General features: G+C 70.7%; 18 protein-coding genes and 1 pseudogene. 12 read left to right on the forward strand and 7 right to left on the reverse strand.

Annotated elements, in window-relative coordinates:
- A partial coding sequence (locus ACFVWU_RS25210; protein WP_387625037.1) for an RNA-guided endonuclease InsQ/TnpB family protein occupies nt 1–556 on the reverse strand: 556 nt, incomplete at its 3' end.
- Nucleotides 557–774: 218 nt separating this feature from the next.
- On the opposite strand from ACFVWU_RS25210, the gene ACFVWU_RS25215 reads away from it, so the two are divergent.
- The 5 genes from ACFVWU_RS25215 to ACFVWU_RS25235 all read left to right on the forward strand — a co-directional run bounded on the left by ACFVWU_RS25215 (nt 775) and on the right by ACFVWU_RS25235 (nt 5,127).
- Nucleotides 775–1,569 (forward strand): spermidine synthase, encoded by a 795-nt coding sequence (locus ACFVWU_RS25215; protein ID WP_387625140.1) that lies wholly within the window; start codon nt 775–777, stop codon nt 1,567–1,569.
- Between the two features lie 113 nt (nt 1,570–1,682).
- Nucleotides 1,683–2,495: a class I SAM-dependent methyltransferase gene (locus ACFVWU_RS25220; RefSeq protein WP_387625039.1), complete on the forward strand. Its 813-nt coding sequence runs from the start codon at nt 1,683–1,685 to the stop codon at nt 2,493–2,495.
- Nucleotides 2,496–2,705: 210 nt separating this feature from the next.
- Nucleotides 2,706–3,371 carry a DedA family protein gene (locus ACFVWU_RS25225; RefSeq protein WP_387625041.1) on the forward strand — a complete coding sequence of 222 codons (666 nt, stop codon included), beginning with the start codon at nt 2,706–2,708 and terminating at the stop codon, nt 3,369–3,371.
- A gap of 90 nt (nt 3,372–3,461) precedes the next feature.
- On the forward strand, nt 3,462–4,160 hold the full coding sequence (locus ACFVWU_RS25230) for an O-methyltransferase (RefSeq protein ID WP_387625043.1): 699 nt from the start codon (nt 3,462–3,464) through the stop codon (nt 4,158–4,160).
- A 67-nt stretch (nt 4,161–4,227) separates the two neighbouring features.
- Nucleotides 4,228–5,127: a Gfo/Idh/MocA family protein gene (locus ACFVWU_RS25235; protein WP_387625045.1), complete on the forward strand. Its 900-nt coding sequence runs from the start codon at nt 4,228–4,230 to the stop codon at nt 5,125–5,127.
- Between the two features lie 58 nt (nt 5,128–5,185).
- Here ACFVWU_RS25235 and ACFVWU_RS25240 read toward each other — a convergent pair whose 3' ends face one another.
- Entirely contained in the window at nt 5,186–6,295 is a 1,110-nt protein-coding gene (locus ACFVWU_RS25240) for a hypothetical protein (RefSeq protein WP_387625047.1), read from the reverse strand.
- A 211-nt stretch (nt 6,296–6,506) separates the two neighbouring features.
- Between ACFVWU_RS25240 and ACFVWU_RS25245 the strand changes: the two genes are divergently transcribed.
- Both ACFVWU_RS25245 and ACFVWU_RS25250 read left to right on the forward strand, forming a co-directional pair.
- On the forward strand, nt 6,507–8,525 hold the full coding sequence (locus ACFVWU_RS25245; RefSeq protein WP_387625049.1) for a transglycosylase domain-containing protein: 2,019 nt from the start codon (nt 6,507–6,509) through the stop codon (nt 8,523–8,525).
- A gap of 202 nt (nt 8,526–8,727) precedes the next feature.
- Nucleotides 8,728–9,393 carry a hypothetical protein gene (locus ACFVWU_RS25250; protein WP_387625050.1) on the forward strand — a complete coding sequence of 222 codons (666 nt, stop codon included), beginning with the start codon at nt 8,728–8,730 and terminating at the stop codon, nt 9,391–9,393.
- Between the two features lie 103 nt (nt 9,394–9,496).
- On the opposite strand, the gene ACFVWU_RS25255 is transcribed toward ACFVWU_RS25250, so the two are convergent.
- The 3 genes from ACFVWU_RS25255 to ACFVWU_RS25265 form a co-directional block, all read right to left on the reverse strand.
- Nucleotides 9,497–10,759, reverse strand: coding sequence for a hypothetical protein (locus ACFVWU_RS25255; protein WP_387625051.1), 1,263 nt, complete (start codon nt 10,757–10,759; stop codon nt 9,497–9,499).
- 68 nt (nt 10,760–10,827) lie between these two features.
- A complete protein-coding gene (locus ACFVWU_RS25260) occupies nt 10,828–11,202 on the reverse strand; it encodes a hypothetical protein (RefSeq protein WP_387625052.1) in 375 nt (124 codons plus the stop codon).
- A complete protein-coding gene (locus ACFVWU_RS25265) occupies nt 11,199–11,546 on the reverse strand; it encodes a hypothetical protein (RefSeq protein ID WP_387625054.1) in 348 nt (115 codons plus the stop codon). The genes ACFVWU_RS25260 and ACFVWU_RS25265 overlap by 4 nt, the downstream gene beginning before the upstream one ends.
- A gap of 106 nt (nt 11,547–11,652) precedes the next feature.
- On the opposite strand from ACFVWU_RS25265, the pseudogene ACFVWU_RS25270 reads away from it, so the two are divergent.
- From ACFVWU_RS25270 to ACFVWU_RS25290, 5 genes and pseudogenes are all read left to right on the forward strand, one after another.
- Nucleotides 11,653–12,477: pseudogene (locus ACFVWU_RS25270) on the forward strand (Scr1 family TA system antitoxin-like transcriptional regulator).
- A gap of 3 nt (nt 12,478–12,480) precedes the next feature.
- Complete coding sequence (locus ACFVWU_RS25275; protein ID WP_387625056.1) at nt 12,481–12,690, forward strand: DUF397 domain-containing protein; 210 nt, start codon at nt 12,481–12,483, stop codon at nt 12,688–12,690.
- A 133-nt stretch (nt 12,691–12,823) separates the two neighbouring features.
- Nucleotides 12,824–13,852 carry a phosphotransferase family protein gene (locus ACFVWU_RS25280; RefSeq protein ID WP_387625058.1) on the forward strand — a complete coding sequence of 343 codons (1,029 nt, stop codon included), beginning with the start codon at nt 12,824–12,826 and terminating at the stop codon, nt 13,850–13,852.
- On the forward strand, nt 13,852–15,063 hold the full coding sequence (locus ACFVWU_RS25285; protein ID WP_387625060.1) for an acyl-CoA dehydrogenase family protein: 1,212 nt from the start codon (nt 13,852–13,854) through the stop codon (nt 15,061–15,063). Before ACFVWU_RS25280 ends, ACFVWU_RS25285 begins: the two co-directional genes overlap by 1 nt.
- 148 nt (nt 15,064–15,211) lie before the next feature.
- Nucleotides 15,212–16,489, forward strand: coding sequence for an alpha/beta hydrolase family protein (locus tag ACFVWU_RS25290; protein ID WP_387625062.1), 1,278 nt, complete (start codon nt 15,212–15,214; stop codon nt 16,487–16,489).
- A gap of 21 nt (nt 16,490–16,510) precedes the next feature.
- Here ACFVWU_RS25290 and ACFVWU_RS25295 read toward each other — a convergent pair whose 3' ends face one another.
- Complete coding sequence (locus tag ACFVWU_RS25295; RefSeq protein WP_387625064.1) at nt 16,511–16,930, reverse strand: molybdopterin-binding protein; 420 nt, start codon at nt 16,928–16,930, stop codon at nt 16,511–16,513.
- 216 nt (nt 16,931–17,146) lie between these two features.
- On the reverse strand, nt 17,147–17,626 hold the full coding sequence (locus tag ACFVWU_RS25300) for a ricin-type beta-trefoil lectin domain protein (protein ID WP_387625066.1): 480 nt from the start codon (nt 17,624–17,626) through the stop codon (nt 17,147–17,149).
- Nucleotides 17,627–17,707 lie beyond the last annotated feature (81 nt).

Below are 17,707 nucleotides of genomic sequence, written 5' to 3' on the forward strand. Positions count from 1 at the left end.
CATCGACCTCGGGCAGCACGTCCGGGGCCACGTCCACGACGAAGCTGGCGTGGTAGCGGCCGGACGGGTCCAGGACGATCGTCACGGACGACGGGGCGGCGGGCAGTGCCCGCGACCACTTCACCCGCACATCACCGATCTTCGCCAGGTTCAGCTTGCCGTTCGAGCGGATCCGGAACCCGTTGCGGGTAAAGCGGAGCGACTGCCGGGCATCACGCTTCGACTTGAACCGAGGCAGCCCGACCGGCCGGCCCTGCCGCTTGCCGGACACCGAGTCGAAGAAGTTCCGGTAGGCGGTATCCAGGTCCCGGAGGGACTGGATCAGCGGGTCCACCCCGACCGAGGCGAGCCACGCGCGTTCGGGGGTCTTCTCCGCCGCCGTGATCACCAGCTTCTGAAGATCCGCGCTCTTGGGGTACGGCCGCCCGGCCTTGCGGGCTTCCATCCGCGTCGCGAGAGCGTCGTTGTACACCACTCGGGCACACCCGAACGTCCGGGCCAGCGCGGAACGCTGACCCGCCGTCGGGTAGATGCGATAGGAGTACCTCAGGTGCACACGATCAACCTACCGACAGGCACTGACAACGGCTCACGCCAGAACCTCCGAAGACCACTCCGCCGCTTCGCGGCTCCGAGCCAAGGACCTTCCCCCATCCTCCGGGCGGGGGGACCCCCATCTCCCCGGCCTGAAGGCCGGGGCATCCTAGGAGATCAAAGGTGACGGAGGAGCCCGTGCCGGTCGGGCGGCGGACCGACCTCGGCTTCGCCAAGCTGATGCCGGACATCGACCGGGACGGCGGCTGGCTGCTCACCCTGGACGGCACTCCGCAGTCGTACGTCGACCTCGCCGATCCGACGCACCTGGAGTTCGAGTACACCCGCAGGCTCGGCCACCTCGCCGACGCCCTCGCGCCCGCCGGGCGGCCGCTGGACGTGCTGCACCTCGGCGGGGGCGCGCTGACGCTGCCGCGCTACCTGGCCGCGACCCGGCCCGGTTCGCGGCAGCGGGTGGTGGAGGTGGACGGGCCGCTGCTGGAGCTGGTCGCCGAGCACCTGCCCTGGCAGGGGCCCGGGGCGGACATCACCGCGACGGTCGGCGACGCCCGGGAGGCGCTGGCCGCGACGTCGGCGGGCAGCCAGGACCTGGTGATCGCGGACGTCTTCCACGGTTCCCGTACCCCGGCGCACCTGACCTCGGTGGAGTTCCTGCGGCTGGCTGCGAGCGCGCTGCGCGAGGGCGGCTGCTACGCCGCCAACCTGGCGGACGGTCCGCCGCTGGCCTTCGCCAGGGCGCAGGCGGCGACGGTGCGGGCGGTGTTCCCGTACGTCTGCCTGGTCGCGGAGGCCCCGGTGCTGCGCGGGCGTCGGTACGGCAACATCCTGCTGGCCGGTTCGGCGGCGCCGCTGCCGGTGACGGAGTTGAGCCGACTGCTGGCGGGCGACATCTTCCCGGCCCGCCTCACCGAGGGCGAGGACCTCTCCGCCCTGGTCGGTCGTACCGCCCCGGTCACGGACGCGGACGCCACCGACTCCCCACCCCCGCCGGACGGCGCCTTCAGTATCGGCTGAGGCACGGGCGAGGCACGGGCCGAGCCACGCGTCGGCCCGTGTCCAGCCGCGCCCGGGGTGTCAGAATCGGCGGGTTCATGCCGGAGTGTGGTGCACGTCCGAGGGAGTGAGCGATGAGCGGCGGGGAGCGGCCCGAGTTGGGGCAGGTGCCGGAGACGGCGCTGTGGACGCTGTGGCACCGGGCGGTCGAGGCCCGGCGGCCGGACACCGTGCTGCCGGACCCGGTGGCGGTCGAGCTGGTGGACCGGATCGACTTCCCCTTCGCGGAGCGGTTCGGGCAGCGCGCGCTGATCAGCCAGCTGCAGGGGCTGCGGGCGGCCTGCTTCGACCGGGAGGTCGCGGACTTCCTGGCCCGGAACCCGCGAGGCACCGTGGTCGGGCTGGGGGACGGGCTGGAGACCCAGTCCTGGCGGGTGGACAACGGGCGGGCCAACTGGCTGTCGGTGGACCTGCCGGAGACGGCGGGGCTTCGGGAGCGGCTGCTCCCGCCGGACGGACGGCGCCGGATCCTCGCCTGCTCGGCCACCGACCCGCGCTGGATGGACGAGGTGGATCCGGGCCTCGGTGTACTGATCAACACCGAGGGGCTGCTGATGTACCTGAAGCCGAGCGAGGTGCGGGAGCTGATCGCGGCCTGTGCCGAGCGGTTCCCGGGCGCCTCGATGGTGCTGGACGCGGTGCCGCGCTGGTTCAGCGAGCGGGCCGTCCGGGGCAAGCTGCGGGACCGGTACTACCAGGCGCCGCCGATGCCCTTCGGCATGGACGCGGACGAGCTCGGCAAGCTGGCCGGGGCGCACCCGGCGGTCACCGGGGTGCGCGAGGTGTACCCGGAGGGCGGGCGCGGACTGGTGCGCGCCCTGCTGCCGGTCGCGCGCTGGATCAAGCAGCGGCCGTCGGTGGTCGCGCTGCGTTTTGCCGAATCTTGAAGAAACGCTGGTCAGACTGGAACCATGGCCTCGGGACGTACGTCCTAACGACTGGTGATCGGTCGGGGGGACGGGCCGCCCGGCACGTTAGGCTGCGCCCGAGGAGGACTCGGGGGAGCGGCCTGGTGCCGCCATCGGACAACCGCCGGGACGGCAAGCGGCTCCTGTGAGGGCCGGGACCGGTCCCGACCTGCCACGGAGGTACTGGCCTTGCACATCGACGCCTGGATCGAGAGCGTTCCACCGACCGCGGTGTACGCCCTGATCGGCCTGATCATCGGGATCGAATCGCTGGGCATCCCGCTGCCCGGCGAGATCGCGCTCGTCACGGCGTCCCTGATGGCGGTCAAGGGCGTGGTGAGCCCGTGGGGGATCGCGGCCTGTGCGATCGCGGGCGCGATCATCGGCGACTCGATCGGCTACTCGATCGGCCGCAAGGGGGGCAAGCCGCTCTTCGAGAAGCTGGGACGCAAGTTCCCCAAGCACTTCGGGCCTTCGCACCTGGCCACCGCCGAGCGCTCCTTCCACAAGTGGGGCATGTGGGCGGTCTTCTTCGGCCGCTTCATCGCCCTGCTGCGCATCTTCGCCGGTCCGCTGGCGGGCGCGCTGAAGATGCCGTACTGGAAGTTCCTGATCGCCAACGTGCTGGGCGGCGTGATCTGGGCCGGCGGTACGACGCTGCTGGTCTTCAAGGTGGGCAAGGCCATCGAGCCGTGGCTCTCCCGGTTCTCCTGGGCGGGCCTGGCGGCGGCGGTCCTGGTCGGCGCCACCTCGGCCTGGGTGATGAAGCGCCGGGCCGCCAAGACCCACGCCAGGATCGAGGCGGAGGAGGCGGCCAAGGCCGCGCAGGCCGTCAAGGCTCCCGTCGCGGAGTAACGGAACGTAGTCGGACGTCGTCCCGGCGATGTCGGGCCCCCGGGTTAGCATCGGCGGGAACCTGCCGATCTTGCACCACTGGAGGGCCCGATGACGCAGCCGACGCAGCCGACGCAGCCGACGCAGCAGTCCACGTGGGACGCCGTGGACGCCTACTTCTCCGAGCAACTGGTCGGGCACGACCCGGTGCTGGAGGCCGCGACCGCCGCCGCCGACGCGGCCGGGCTCCCGCGCATCGCGGTGGCCCCCAACCAGGGCAAGCTGCTGCACCTGCTGGCGCTGGCCCAGGGCGCGCGCCGGATCCTGGAAGTCGGCACGCTCGGCGGCTACAGCACGATCTGGCTGGCCCGGGCGCTGCCCGCGGACGGCACGCTGATCTCCCTGGAGCTCGACCCCGAGCACGCCGAGGTGGCGCGCGGCAACCTGGCCCGCGCCGGGCTGGAGAAGGTCGCCGAGGTGCGGCTCGGCAGGGCCGCCGACTCGCTGGCCGTGCTGGTCGAGCAGGGCGAGGAGCCCTTCGACCTGGTCTTCATCGACGCGGACAAGCCGAGCAACCCCGAGTACTTCCGCCGGGCCCTCCAGCTGACCCGGCCGGGCTCGCTGATCATCGTCGACAACGTGGTGCGCGGCGGTGCGATCGCCGACGCCGCCAGCACCGACCCGGCGGTCGTCGCCACCCGCGCCCTGCACGAGCTGATCGCGGCCGAGCCGAGAGTCACCGCGACCTCGGTGCAGACGGTCGGCAGCAAGGGCTACGACGGCTTCACGCTGGCCCGCGTGCAGGGCTGACCGCCCGCGTGCGGGGCCGAACACCCGCGTGCAGGGCTGAACGAGAATCAGAACGAACGGAGACATCGTGCGGATCGGACTGCTGGGCACCGGCACCTGGGCTGAGCGGGTGCACGCGCCCGTACTGGCCGAGCACCCCGGGCTGGAGTTCACCGGCGTCTGGGGCCGCCGGGCGGAGGCCGCCGAGGCGCTGGGCGCGGCGCACGGCGTGCCCGGGTACGCCGACCTCGACCGGCTGCTCGCCGAGGTGGACGCGGTCTCCATCGCGCTGCCCCCGTCCGTCCAGGCCGGCCTGGCGGTGCGGGCCGCCGAGGCCGGCTGCCACCTGCTGCTGGACAAGCCGGTCGCGTTCACCGTGCCGGACGCCCGGGCGGTGGCCGAGGCGGTGCGCGAGCACGAGGTGGCCTCGGTGGTCTTCTTCACGGTGCGCTTCGGCGGCGAGCAGATCCCGTGGATCGAGCGCCAGACCGAGCTGGGCGGCTGGTTCACCGGCCGCTCGGACTGGCTCGGCTCGGTGTTCGCCCCGGGCAGCACCAGCCCGTACGCGGCCTCGCCGTGGCGCCGGGAGAAGGGCTCGCTGTGGGACGTCGGCCCGCACGCGCTGTCCGTCCTGCTGCCGGTGCTGGGCGACGCGACGGAGGTCACGGCGGTCGCCGGGCCGCTGGACACCGTCCACCTGGTGCTGCGGCACGCCGGCGGCGCCTCCAGCACCCTCGCGCTCAGCCTGACCGCCCCGATGGCGGGCGGCGGCGTCGCGATGGAGCTGCGCGGCGAGCACGGCGTCGCGCACCTGCCCGAGCGCGGCGAGGGCCCGACGGTCGCCCTGCACCGCGCCCTGGACGCCCTGCAGTCCGCCGCCGCCTCCGGCGAGCCGCACCCCTGCGGGGCGGACTTCGGACTGCGGGTGGTCGAGATCCTGGCCGGCGCGGAACGCTCACTGGCCGACGGCGGCCCGGTGACGGTCTGAGGCCGCTCCCGGGCCGGACGGTGGAACCCCGGCCCGTCGGCGGCGACGACCCGGCCCGTCAGGCCGGCGGCAGGGTGGGCCTGGCGGCGTCCGGGCGGCGATCGGTGGGGCGGGCCGGGGGGATGACCGGGGCGTGGAAGTCGCGGGGGCCGGTCCACAGGGCGGGGACGGCGTCGCTGCGGCGGGCCAGTTCGTAGGCCAGGGCCTCGTAGTTGACCCGCCAGCCGTTGAAGTGCCGCCAGGCGTCCTCGACCGGGCGTTCGCGGGGGAAGCCGGCGGCGGTGACCATCGCGACCGCGCCCAGGTACTCGGCGTAGGTGAGGCGGATCGCGGTCTCCGGGTCCGGGTCCGGGTCGAAGTCGATGCGCAGCGCGCGGGCGATGTCGCGCATCGCGGTGAAGCCGGCCCGGATCACCAGCCGGGCCTCGGCGGGGGCGGAGCGCGGGCAGAGCGCGAGGTGGAGGGCGGCGGCGTCCATCACCGCGATCAGGCCGACCACCCAGCTGCGGTTGGGCTGGGGGGAGCGGAAGGAGAGCAGCACCGGGTAGTTGGAGTGGCTCTCGCCGATGTCGGCGGCCAGCCGCTCCCAGTCCCGGTAGAGCTGGGGGAGCGCCGTCTCGGTGTCCACCAGGGACTGGCGGGCCAGCAGTTCCGGGCCCCAGGCGGGCTCGCCGGCCCGGGACTGCAACAGCGTCACCTCGGTCTCGCGGCGCTGGTAGGCGGCGTAGAGGGTCGGCAGGTAGGCGATCTGCAGGGCGATCACCAGCGGCCCGCTGGCCGCGGCCATGAAGTCGAGCGCGGACAGCTGCAGCCGCTCGCCGCTGGCATAGCCGAGGGTGAAGAGGCTGGATCCGGCCTCCCGGATCGAGATCGACCAGGTGAGTTCGGACGTGCCGTGCAGCAGCAGCGTGTAGGCGAGCAGCATCCCGCTGAGCCACACCGTGAGCATCCCGAGCAGCACCAGCGGCGCCAGCCAGGTCAGTGCGCGGTCCTGGGCCCGGTAGGTGCCGAACGGCGCGGCCCAGAGCCGAAGCGCGGTGCGCAGTACCGCCCAGAGCCGGTAGACCAGGGCCGAGTAGAGCCCGCGCGGGACGACCAGGGTGCGCAGGATGCTGCCGACGACGATCAGCAGGACGAGCACGCCGAGCAGCGTGTGGATCAACCTCATGCCGCCATTCTGGCGGTCGCGGGGAGCGGTCGTGAGGTCGGGCGCCGTCGGCGGCGGCGCGGCGTACGGCTCTCCTAGGGGCGGTCCGTAGGCGGTCCGTGGGACGGCCCTACGCGATATGACCATGATCACACCGGTTTCGTGCTGTCGTGGGACGGCCTGAAACGCGTCTATCCGAGTGGGGGGTCTGTCCCACGAGATCGGAGACCGGATGCGTGCACACCAGGGTGGGGAAGCCGAGGAGGAGAAGCCCGGGCGCCGGCGATGGCGTCCGCTGCGGCGGATCGACTATCCGCGCAGAGGACGGCGCGGGGTCCGCCGCTGGCTTCCGTCCTGGCGGCAGCTGCTCCTGGTGTCCGGCACCGGGGCGGTGGCACTGACGGGCCTGGCGGCCTGGTTCTACGCGACCACGCAGGTGCCGGAGGACCTGAACGCCTTCGCCACCCAGCAGAACAACGTCTACTACTGGGCGGACGGCACCGAGATGGCCCGGGTCGGTGAGACCAACCGTCAGGAGGTGCCGCTCGACCAGGTCCCGGAGTCGGTGCAGTGGGCGGTGCTGTCCGCCGAGAACGAGACGTTCTACTCGGATGCGGGGATCTCCCTCAAGGGCATCGGCCGGGCGATCTACTCGATGGCCACGGGCGGCGACACCCAGGGCGGCTCGACCATCACCCAGCAGTACGTCAAGAACGCTTACCTGAACCAGCGTCAGGACGTGTCCCGCAAGCTCAGCGAGGTCGTCATCGCGATCAAGCTGGACCAGCGGATGAGCAAGCGGGACATCCTGGCCGGCTACCTGAACACCAGTTGGTTCGGGCGCGGCAGTTACGGCATCGAGCGGGCCGCGGCGGCGTACTACGGCAAGGACGTCTCGCAGCTGAACCCGAGCGAAGGGGCCTTCCTGGCGGCCCTGTTGAAGGGCGCCGGGCAGTACGATCCGGCGCTCGGCGCGGACAACCACCAGCGGGCCGAGGAACGGTGGTCCTGGATCCTGGACCGGATGGTGGAGGTCGGCAAGCTCTCCGCCGCCGAACGTGCCGGCTACACGGTGTTCCCCGAGCCACTGCCGCAGCCGAAGGCGGCGGGGCTGAGCGGCCAGGTCGGGTACCTGGTGGACATGGCCAGGACGTACGTGGAGGGCCACAGCGACATCACCCAGGCCCAGTTCGACCTCGGCGGCTACCAGATCCACACCACCTTCGAGAAGCCGAAGGTCGACGCCCTGGCCGCGGCGGTGCGGGAGGCCACCAAGGGCATCGACCCGGGCGGCCGGGAGGCCGACAAGCTGCTGAAGGTCGGCGCCGCCTCGGTGGCCCTGGACGGGCGGGTCGTCGCGCTCTACGGCGGCCCCGACTACCGGAAGCAGGGCTTCAACAACGCCAACACCTCGACGGTGCCGATCGGTTCGGCCTTCACCCCGCTGGTGTACGCCGCCGGACTCAGCCAGGGCGTGCAGCGCGAGCGGGGCGGCAGCCGCACCCCGGTGGCGCCCACCACCAGCTACGACGGCGACAACGGGGTGAACGTGATGACCCCGGAGGGCCCGTACTGGGGGCGGGACGGGAAGATCGTGAAGACCGCCAACGACGGCAAGCGCAGCTGGGGTCCGACGAGCCTGCGGAGCTCCGTCGAGCAGTCCGTCAACGGGCCGATGATGCAGCTCGCCATGGACGTCGGCCTGGACAAGGTGCAGCAGACCGCCGCGGACCTGGGCCTGCTGCCGAGCAGCATGGGCGAGTTGGTGCCCGCCTTCGGCATCGGGAACTCCACACCCAGCGCGATCAGGGCCGCCGACGCCTACGCCGCCTTCGCGGCCGGAGGCAGCCGCACCGACCCCTACTCGGTCCTGCGGATCACCCGCAACGGCGAGCCGGTCACGCTGCGGCTGCCTTCCGCCGTCCAGGCGTTGAGCGCGGCGGCCGCGGGGGAGGTGGACGCGGCGCTCAAGGGGGCGGTCCGCGGCGGGAGCGCGCGGGCGGCGGCGGAGGCCGGGCCGGATGTGGCGGCGAAGCCCGGCACCACGGTGGACCGTACGGCGGGGTGGTCGGTCGGCTACAACGGGCAGCTGGCCACGGCGGTCACGGTGTTCCGGGCGGACCTGAAGGACATGAAGCTGCTCTCCCTGGAGGGCGTCGGCGGGGCATCCCCGGACACCCCGGACTCCGAACTGCCGACGCGGATCTGGACCTCGTACATGAAGGCGGCCGGCCAGCCAGCCCGCCCTTGAAGCGCACCGTCAGCGCCGGGCACCACTGTCGTCAGGCGCCGCCGGCAGATATTTCAGCTTTAATCCGAAAGTGCGGGCGCGGACCCGTCCGCTCAAAGCTAGGCGGGCCGTCCAGCCCTGTTGGTGTCGATGAATTCGGGCTACCGTTGGTAGTGAGCAAGAGAGAGAAAAGATAGAAGGATCAACGGATACGGTATCTGAAATGAACGGCAAGCCTATACGGCACCCAGGAATGCGGCGGGCAGGCGGTCTGACCGCCGCCGCCCTGATGGGGGTTGTGACGCTTCTGGGAAGCAGTGGAACGGCCCTTGCGGACGCTGCTCCGGCCACGCTAAGTGCCCCTCAGTACGTCGAGCAATCGCCTCAACCGAATAGCTATGACGCTGGCTATGAGGTTGGCTTGAAACTCGGCCAGCAGACGGCCCATGCCGACTTCCAGCACGGCCAAATGAGTCGCGCATTTTCGAAGTACCCCGCGGTGCGAGGCGATGACCCGAGCTACAACTATCAAAGAGGGGTATTGCAGGGGACAAAAGACGGATACACTCATGAAATAAACAATCTCCTGAGCGGTAAGGTCGGACCCGCCCTCCCCCAGCCTGAACAGATCATTCCCGAGAACCCGTACTATCAGGGGCCGGCGGAGAAGCCATCTCCGGGCTGCGGTTCGTGCGCTCATAGCCCGAATACGACCGGTCCGAACATGGGCGGCTCGTCTCCGAGCAGCCCGAACACGACCGGTCCGAACATGGGCGGCTCGTCTCCGAGCAGCCCGAACACGACCGGTCCGAACATGGGCGGCTCGTCCCCGAGCAGCCCGAACACGACCGGCCAGTCCCCAACGGGACCTGTACAGCCAGTGGTGTGACCCGTGCGGTGCGAGTTACCGGCGACCGTTGAGGGGTCGGCCGTCGAGTGCCGCAACCGTAGTCTCCCGGGCGGCTGCGGAGCCCGCAGCCGCCCGGGACCGGTCACTTGACCAGGCGTGACCAGTCACCCGGCTGCCCCGGGTCCAGTTGGCGCAGCTTGTCGAGCACCTTCGGGTCCTGGGCGTCCAGCCAGTCGGCGACCTGGCGGAAGGAGACGCAGCGGACGCCGTCCCGCTTGCAGACGCTCTTCATCACGTCCTCGATGGCCTGCATGTAGATGCCGCCGTTCCAGTCCTCGAAGTGGTTGCCGATGAAGAGCGGGGCCCGGCTGCCGTTGTAGACCCGCTCGAAGCCGGCGAGGTAGCTCTCCCGGGCCTCCTTCTCCCAGGCGGCGTACTTCCTCGGGTCGCCGTTGAGGTTGTCCCCGGACTGGCCGGCGAGGAAGTTGTAGTCCATCGACAGGCCCTGGGTCGACCTGGCAGGGAAGGGCAGCATCTGCAGCGGGAAGTTCCAGATGCCCTCCTTCTTGACCGGCCAGACCTGGAACTCGCCCGGCGAGCTGGCGTCGTAGCGGAAGCCCGCCGCCTTCTCGGCCGGGAGCAAGGTCTTCTGGCCCTCCAGGCAGGGGGCGCGGCCGCCGACCAACTCCTTGGTGTAGTCGAAGGGGAGGGGAGGGAGGTCCTTGAAGCCGGTGTTGGTCTTCCAGTTGGTGACGAAGGAGACGGACTGGTCGAGTTCACTCTTCCATTCGTCGGTGCTCCACTCGCCGCCGCCCTTGGCCTTGCAGAAGTGGCCGTTGAAGTGGGTGCCGATCTCGTTGCCGTCCAGCCAGGCCAGGCGCAGCTGCTCCAGGGTGTCCTTGATGTGGCCGTCGGTGGCGAAGTCGATGGAGGCGGCGCCCGCGTCGTGCTGGGGCGGGTGGTAGAGGGTGCGCTTGGACTTGGGCAGGGTGTAGAGGCCGCTGAGGAAGAAGGTCATCTGGGCGTTGTTCTCCACGCCGAGCTTGCGGAAGCGGGAGAACAGGTGCTCGTCGCCCTCCAGCGCGCCGTCCCAGGAGAAGACGACGAACTGCGGCGGCTTCTCGCCCGGTTTGAGCTTTTCGGGCGTGGGCTGCTTGGGCTGGGGGCCGGTGTAGGAGGTGGAGCCGTCACCGAGGACCTTGACCTGGCCGTCCCAGGTCGGGGTGGGGGCGGGGGTGGGCGAGTCGTTGGTGGTCGGGCTGGGCTCGGGGCTCGCGGGAGTGGTACCGGCGGCGGTGGGTCTGTCCTGGGAGTCGGGGCCTCCCGTGCCCAGGGCGAGGGCCGCGAGGACCCCCACTGCCAGCAGACCGGCCGTGCCGCGAGCATTCCGCACCCGTACCTCCATAGTTCGATCAGCAGAACACTTAATCGATGACTATCTGGGCGGGTGCGGTTGCCTGACTCACAAGTTCTCTACGTTTGAGGGCGGCTGAGGTGCTGTCGGAAGGCCTCGGCGCCGGCCAGGGTGTAGAAACGCCGGATCCGGTGCGAGGAGCCGGGCATGCGCAGGTACTCGTGGTTGTCGAGGTCCCAGAGGCCCCAGCACTCCAGCTGGAGGAAGTGCGGGCTCTTGGCGTCGATCAGGCGGATCTCGTACGCGGTGCGGGGCGGTTCGTTCTTGCGGATCCAGGACTGGGCGTGGGCGTAGGAGTAGAAGCGGAGCGGCTCGTCGGCCGGGGGGAGGGCCTTGACGAGGAGGTCGGTGCTGCGGTCGCGGATGACCCAGGCTTGGTAGGAGGCGCCGTGCGGGGCGTCGGCGGGGACGGCGGTGTAGCGGTCGGTTGTCATCGGCGGGTCGCCACCTGGATGAAGCCGGAGGCCTTTTCGACGCGCTCGGCGAACTCGTTGAACTCGCCGTCGATGGGGGAGATGGTGGCCTTGCTGGGGATGAGGATCGCGCCGGCCTGGTTGTTCAGGAGGCGCTGCAAGGCGGCCTGGAGCATGGGCCGGTGCTCGGGCCCCTTCACGGCGGCTTCGTCGTCCACGACGATCAGCGAGATGTCCCAGCGGAAGGCGTGGGCGTAGGCCTCGCACAGCCTCAACTCGCGCTCGGGGAAGCGGGAGTTGGTCTTGGCGAGGTAGATGACCACCTGGGGGCGGTGCAAGGTCTGCGGGGGCATGGGGCAGCTCACCGCTCGCTCCTCTCTGTAGCGATACGACTACCGGTGGTGCCCACTGTCGGCTAAGCTTGGCAATCGTTCAACTTGCCTGTGTTTCAAGTGGAATTGGGCGTGTGCTGTGAACCGCAAGGAGCTTGATCCAACGTCGTCTCCGCGTGAGTCCTTCGGTGCGCTACTTCGCAGCTCGCGGGAGGTGTTGGGGTGGACTCAGCAGGACCTGGCTGCCGCCATGGGCTACTCGGACAGCTATATCTCGGCGGTGGAAACGGGCCGCAAATCCACTAGTCGAGACTTCGTCAGGGCGGCCGACAAGGCGCTCGGGACGGGGCAGACGCTTGAGCTGATGTGGGTCGGGATGAGGCGGAAAGGGTTTCTGGAGGGTTTCCCCGAGCACGCTGGGCAGGAGGCCCGCGCGTCGGAGATCAGGATCTTCGAGCCGAATCTCATTCCTGGGCTGTTCCAGACCAGGGCCTACGCTTCCGCGCGAGAGTCAGCGGCTGTGCAGTGAGGAAGCAGCACGCAGGATCAAGCTGAGGAGCGAATGAAGTTCCTCGTCGCGCGGCAGCGGCTGCTGAAGCGTGCGGAACCGCCGGTCATCCACGCGGTGATAGACGAGAGCGGCATCCGTCGTCCGGTGGGTGGCGCCGCAACGATGCGGGCACAGCTTGATCACCTGGCAGAGATGGCGACGAAGCCTCATGTGATCTTCCAGGTAGCTCCGTTCAGCTTGGCCGAGCATGCCCCATTCCGTGCCTTCGTCACGTTGTTGACGTTCGCCGATCGCTCTGTGGTCGGCTACACGGAGTCTGCGGATCACGGCTTTGTCGTGCGGGAGGACAGGACTGTCAGGGCGTGGGAAAGGGCCTACGATCGGTTGCAGGTGGAAGCGCTGACCAGAGCGGCGACCCTCGACCTGATTCACAAGGCCCGAAAGGAACTCTGACCCATGACCCGCCCAGACCTGTCTCGCGCTTCCTGGTTCAAGTCGTCGCACTCCGATAACGGCGGTTCCTGCGTAGAGGTCTCGCCTGACTTCCCCGGCGTCGTTCCCGTCCGTGACTCGAAGGACCCGGAAGGGCCGGCGCTCGTCTTCCCGGCCGAGGCGTGGCGATCCTTCGTTGCCGCGACTGCCGCTGGCGAGTTCGGCGACATCTGACCTTCGACCTGGCCGATGAGCCCCCGGACCGCTTGGTCAGGGGGCTCATCGCATTGACAGGGGGCCTCCTTCGGCTTGATGCTAAGCAAGCGCTTAGTCAACGAGACGGAACCGACCTCCTAGGAGCCGCCCGATGCCCGAGACCCCCGCCGACCCGCCGGGCCTGCACCTGGCTCGCCTCCGCACCCACCTGGACCGCGAGCTGCCCGGCACCGTCCAGGGCCCGCTGCGGGCCGACCTCATCGAGGGGGGTCGCTCCAACCTGACGTACGTGCTCAGCGACGGCGTGTCCCGCTGGGTCCTTCGCCGTCCCCCGCTCGGGCACGTCCTCGCGACCGCCCACGACATGGGGCGCGAGTACCGCGTCATGTCCGCCCTGCGCGGCACCGGGGTGCCCGTTCCCCGCATGCTGCTGATCGACCACGACACCGACGTGCTCGGCGCGCCCTGGTACCTCATGGAGTACGTCACCGGCACCGCCCACCGGGACCGTGAAACGCTCGCCGCTCTCGGTGAGCAGCGCGTCAACGCGCTCGGCCGCCGTCTGGTCGAGACCCTGGCCGCCCTGCACCGGATCGACCCGGCCGCCGTCGGCCTCGCCGACTTCGGACACCCCGACGGTTACCTGGAGCGCCAGTTGCGCCGCTGGTCCAAGCAGCTCGCCGCCTCCCGCAGCCGCGACCTCCCCGACCTCGACCGGCTGCACGCCCTGCTCGCCGAGCGCCTGCCGTCCTCGCCCGCGCCCGCCCTGGTGCACGGCGACTACCGGCTGGACAACGTCCTGGTCGACGACGACGACACGATCACCGCCGTCCTCGACTGGGAGATGTCCACCCTCGGGGACCCGCTCACCGACATCGGCCTGCTCGTGATGTACACCGAGCTCGCCGGCGTCGGCGGCGGCATCATCCCCTCGGCCATGACCGCCCCCGGCTTCCCCAGGCCCGACGAAATCGTCTCCTCCTACGCCGAGTTGACCGGACGCCAGGCCGCCGACCTCGACTGGTACGTGGCCTTCGCCTCGTTCAAGCTCGCCGCCGTCGCCGAGGGCATCTACTTCCGCTTCCAGCAGGGCCGCACCCTGGGCGCCGGGTTCGAGCGCGCGGGCGAGATGGCCCCGATCCTCGCCCGGCACGGCCTGAGCACCCTCAAGGAGAACTGATGGACTTCGCCTACGACGCCCGTACGAACGAACTCCGCGAGCAGCTGCTCGCCTTCATGGACGAGCACGTCTACCCGGCCGAGCCCGTCCTCGCCGAGCAGCTCGCGGACCCGGCCCGCGGGGCCTGGGTCGTTCCGCCGGTGATCGCCGATCTGAAGGCAGCGGCCCGTAAGCAGGGCCTGTGGAACCTGTTCATCCCCGGCGAGCACGGCGCCGGGCTGACCAATCTCCAGTACGCGCCGCTCGCCGAAATCACCGGCCGCAGCCCCCAGTTGGCCCCAGCCGCACTCAACTGCGCGGCCCCCGACACCGGCAACATGGAGCTGCTCGCGGAGTTCGGCAGCGCCGAGCAGAAGGAGCGCTGGCTGCGCCCGCTGCTGGACGCCGAGATCCGTTCCGCCTTCGCGATGACCGAGCCCGAGGTGGCCTCCTCGGACGCCACCAACGTCGCCACCCGGATCGTCCGCGACGGTGACGAGTACGTGATCAACGGCCGCAAGTGGTACATCACCGGGGCGATGAACCCGGACTGCAAGATCCTGATCGTGATGGGCAAGACGGACCCGGACGCCGAACCACACCGTCAGCAGAGCATGATCCTCGTCCCGCGCGACACCCCGGGTGTCACCTTCAAGCGCGGCATGACGGTCTTCGGCTACGACGACTCCGACCACGGCGGCCACGCCGAGGTGCTCTTCGAGGACGTCCGGGTGCCGGCGGAGAACCTGATCGGCGAGGAGGGCACGGGCTTCGCCATCGCCCAGGCCCGGCTCGGCCCCGGCCGCATCCACCACTGCATGCGCGCCATCGGCATGGCCGAGCGGGCGTTGGAGCTGATGTGCCGCCGGACCAGCGCGCGCGTCGCCTTCGGCCGTCCGCTCTCCGAGCAGGGCGTGATCCAGGACTGGATCGCCGAATCCCGGGTCCGCATCGAGCAGTTGCGGCTGCTGGTGCTCAAGACCGCCTGGCTGATGGACACCGTCGGCAACCGCGGCGCGCACACCGAGATCCAGGCCATCAAGATCGCCACCCCGATCACCGTCGAGTGGATCCTCGACAAGGCCGTCCAGGCCCACGGCGCCGGCGGCACCGGTCAGGACACCCCGCTCGCCCAGCTCTGGGCCGGCGTCCGCAGCCTGCGCCTGGCCGACGGGCCGGACGAGGTGCACAAGCGCTCGCTGGCCCGCCGGGAGCTCAAGAAGTACCGGTGACCCGGAACCGGTAACCCGAAGGCGTCATACCTGGGCACCAGGGGTGAGTTGGCTCCACGGTATGACGGCCGCGGCCCGTCCGCGCCCGTACTGTCTCCCGCATGCCAGGTCGATTCGGAGAGGTCGACCGGAGATGAGGGGAGACGTGATGGTCAGGCGGGGACGGGCCGTGGCGGCGGTACTGCTGGCAGCGTCGGCAGCGCTCGGATTGGCGGGCGCGCCCGGGGCGCTGGCGGCACCCGAGGACACCGGCGGTCAGCGGTCGGCCACGGCGTGGCTGCCGCGGCCGACCGGGCCGTACCCGATCGGCACCACCGCCCTGCAACTGACTGATGAGGAACGGGAGTTCCCGCTGAAGCCCGGGCGGCCCCGCGAGCTGATGATCAGTTTCTGGTACCCGACCGCCCGCCCCGCCGGCGGCGGCGACCGCGCCCGCTACATGGAACCGGCCGCGGCCGCGCACTTCGGCAGCGCCGGGAGCGTCGGCCGGGCGAACTACGGCTTCGACGCCGGCCGCACCGACTGGGCCGACGTCCGCACCCACGCGCGCGCCGACGCGCCCGCCCTCCCCGGCGGCAGGCGCCCCGTGGTGCTGTACTCGCCCGGCCTCGGCGACCCACGCACCTGGGGCACCGCCCTGGTCGAGGACCTCGCCTCGCGCGGCTACGTCGTGGTCACCGTCGACCACACCTGGGAGGCCTCCGAGGTCCAGTTCCCGGGCGGCGACCTGGCCACCTCCGTCTTCCCCGAACTGATGGGCCGGCCCGACCTGGACATCGGGGCCGTGCTGCGCACCTCGCTCCAGACCCGCGTCGACGACACCCGCTTCGTGCTCGACCGGCTCGCCGGGCTGGGCCGCGACCGCAGCCTGCCGGCCGGCCTCGCCGACTCGCTCGACCTCGACCGGATCGGCATGGTCGGCCACTCCGCGGGCGGCTTCACCGCCCTGCAGACCATGCACGACGACCCGCGGATCGCGGCCGGGATCAACCTGGACGGGCAGATGCACTTCCCCGGCCCGGACGGCAGGACCGGCATCCACCTGCCCAGCGTCGCCCAGGACGGCCTGGACCGCCCCTTCCTGCTGATGGGCACGCGGAACGCGGACTCCGGCAGCTACCACCAGCAGCCCGGCTGGGACGCCCTGTGGCAGCACAGCACCGGCTGGCACGCCGACCTCACCATGGACGGCTCCCGGCACGGCTCCTACACCGACGCGCAGTCCCTGCTCCCGCAGCTCGCCCGCCAGGGCGCGATCAGCCCCGAGAAGCTGGCCGAGGACATCGGCGACATCCGCCCCGACCGCGCCGAGCTGGCCACCCGCAGCTACGTCGCCTCCTTCTTCGACCGCTGGCTGCGCGGCCACGACGACCACCTGCTGGACGGGCCCTCGGCGCGGTTCCCGGAGATGACGTACGAGCGGTAGGGGAGTCTCGTCCGCGGTGGGTCACGCCGTGGCGAGTGAGACCTCGGTGGACTTGATGAGCACGACGACCGACGAGCCGGCCGCCAGGCCGAGTTCGATCGCAGCGTCCTTGGTGATGGCCGCGGTCAGCTCACCGCCTTCGACGGACACCTTCACCGTCGCCATGGCGGCCCCCGCCGCCACGTCGACCACCGTGCCCGGGATCTGGTTGCGGATGCTCAGACCGGCCACCGGTCCGGTCGCGAGCGAGACCTCCGTGGACTTCACCATGGCGCGCACGGCGGCGCCCTCGGCGAGTCCGAGGTCCTTCACGGCGTCCGCGGTGACGGCCGCCGTGATCTCCTGACCGCCGTCCAGACGGGCCTTCACCGTCGCCATCGCCTCACCGGTGGTGACGGAGGTGACCGTACCGGGGAACTGGTTGCGGATGCTCAGGCTCATGGAAACCGACCTCGCAGGAGAGGGGGCAGGAACTCCACCTGCCATGCGCTGACCACCGTAATCACGTGGCGAGGAGCCTGCAGAAGGCTCCTCGCGCGTGCGAGTGGCCGGCGCCGGATCCACCCGCAGATCGGAGCCCACGAACTTTCGGTGCACGGCACTGCGCGGGAAGTCGGCCGGGCCGACTTCCCGCGCAGTGGGCACGGTTGTGAGGGATCAGGCGAGCGCCAGGCTGATCTCGTCGTTGAAGATCACCCAGTGCTGGCCGGGATCGTCGGCGTTGCACGGCTTGGTGCCGACGTTCGGGGTCTGCCAGGTGTTGGCGAGGCAGTAGCCCGGGGCGAAGGTGAGGGAGATCTGTTCGCCCGAGACGGTCCAGTACTGCCCCTGGTCATTGGGGTTGCACGGCTTCGTCGAGACGGTCGGGGTGCCCCAGGTGTTGGCGAGGCAGTAGCCCTGCGAGTTGCTGAGGGAGATCCGTTCGCCCGAGACGGTCCAGTGCTGGCCGGGGTCGCCGGTGTTGCACGGCTTGGTGCCGACGTGCGGGTTCTGCCAGGTGTTGGCGAGGCAGTAGACGCCGGGGGTGCGCGGGGCGGTGTGGGTGGCCTCGGCGGCCCCCGCCTGACCGGTGGGCAGGAAGGAGGCGGTGAGCGCCAGGGTGGCGACGGCGAGAGTCTTGCGGAGGGCGAATGCCATGGGGCGGTTCCGTTCTCGCTACGGGACGTGCGGTTCGCGCACGATCATGGGGTGGTGTCACAGCTCAGGCCCGAGTGCGAT

Source organism: Kitasatospora sp. NPDC058190 (genome assembly GCF_042883685.1).
Taxonomy (GTDB): Bacteria; Actinomycetota; Actinomycetes; order Streptomycetales; family Streptomycetaceae; genus Kitasatospora.

Excerpts from the sequence above, each read along its gene's own strand:
- ACFVWU_RS25240 (WP_387625047.1), bottom strand. The coding sequence starts at position 6,295 with ATGAGGTTGATCCACACGCTGCTCGGCGTGCTCGTCCTGCTGATCGTC.
- ACFVWU_RS25275 (WP_387625056.1), top strand. The coding sequence starts at position 12,481 with ATGACCCGCCCAGACCTGTCTCGCGCTTCCTGGTTCAAGTCGTCGCAC.
- ACFVWU_RS25250 (WP_387625050.1), top strand. The coding sequence starts at position 8,728 with ATGAACGGCAAGCCTATACGGCACCCAGGAATGCGGCGGGCAGGCGGT.
- ACFVWU_RS25255 (WP_387625051.1), bottom strand. The coding sequence starts at position 10,759 with ATGGAGGTACGGGTGCGGAATGCTCGCGGCACGGCCGGTCTGCTGGCA.
- ACFVWU_RS25280 (WP_387625058.1), top strand. The coding sequence starts at position 12,824 with ATGCCCGAGACCCCCGCCGACCCGCCGGGCCTGCACCTGGCTCGCCTC.
- ACFVWU_RS25295 (WP_387625064.1), bottom strand. The coding sequence starts at position 16,930 with ATGAGCCTGAGCATCCGCAACCAGTTCCCCGGTACGGTCACCTCCGTC.
- ACFVWU_RS25300 (WP_387625066.1), bottom strand. The coding sequence starts at position 17,626 with ATGGCATTCGCCCTCCGCAAGACTCTCGCCGTCGCCACCCTGGCGCTC.
- ACFVWU_RS25220 (WP_387625039.1), top strand. The coding sequence starts at position 1,683 with ATGAGCGGCGGGGAGCGGCCCGAGTTGGGGCAGGTGCCGGAGACGGCG.
- ACFVWU_RS25230 (WP_387625043.1), top strand. The coding sequence starts at position 3,462 with ATGACGCAGCCGACGCAGCCGACGCAGCCGACGCAGCAGTCCACGTGG.
- ACFVWU_RS25260 (WP_387625052.1), bottom strand. The coding sequence starts at position 11,202 with ATGACAACCGACCGCTACACCGCCGTCCCCGCCGACGCCCCGCACGGC.
- ACFVWU_RS25215 (WP_387625140.1), top strand. The coding sequence starts at position 775 with ATGCCGGACATCGACCGGGACGGCGGCTGGCTGCTCACCCTGGACGGC.
- ACFVWU_RS25245 (WP_387625049.1), top strand. The coding sequence starts at position 6,507 with ATGCGTGCACACCAGGGTGGGGAAGCCGAGGAGGAGAAGCCCGGGCGC.
- ACFVWU_RS25290 (WP_387625062.1), top strand. The coding sequence starts at position 15,212 with ATGGTCAGGCGGGGACGGGCCGTGGCGGCGGTACTGCTGGCAGCGTCG.
- ACFVWU_RS25285 (WP_387625060.1), top strand. The coding sequence starts at position 13,852 with ATGGACTTCGCCTACGACGCCCGTACGAACGAACTCCGCGAGCAGCTG.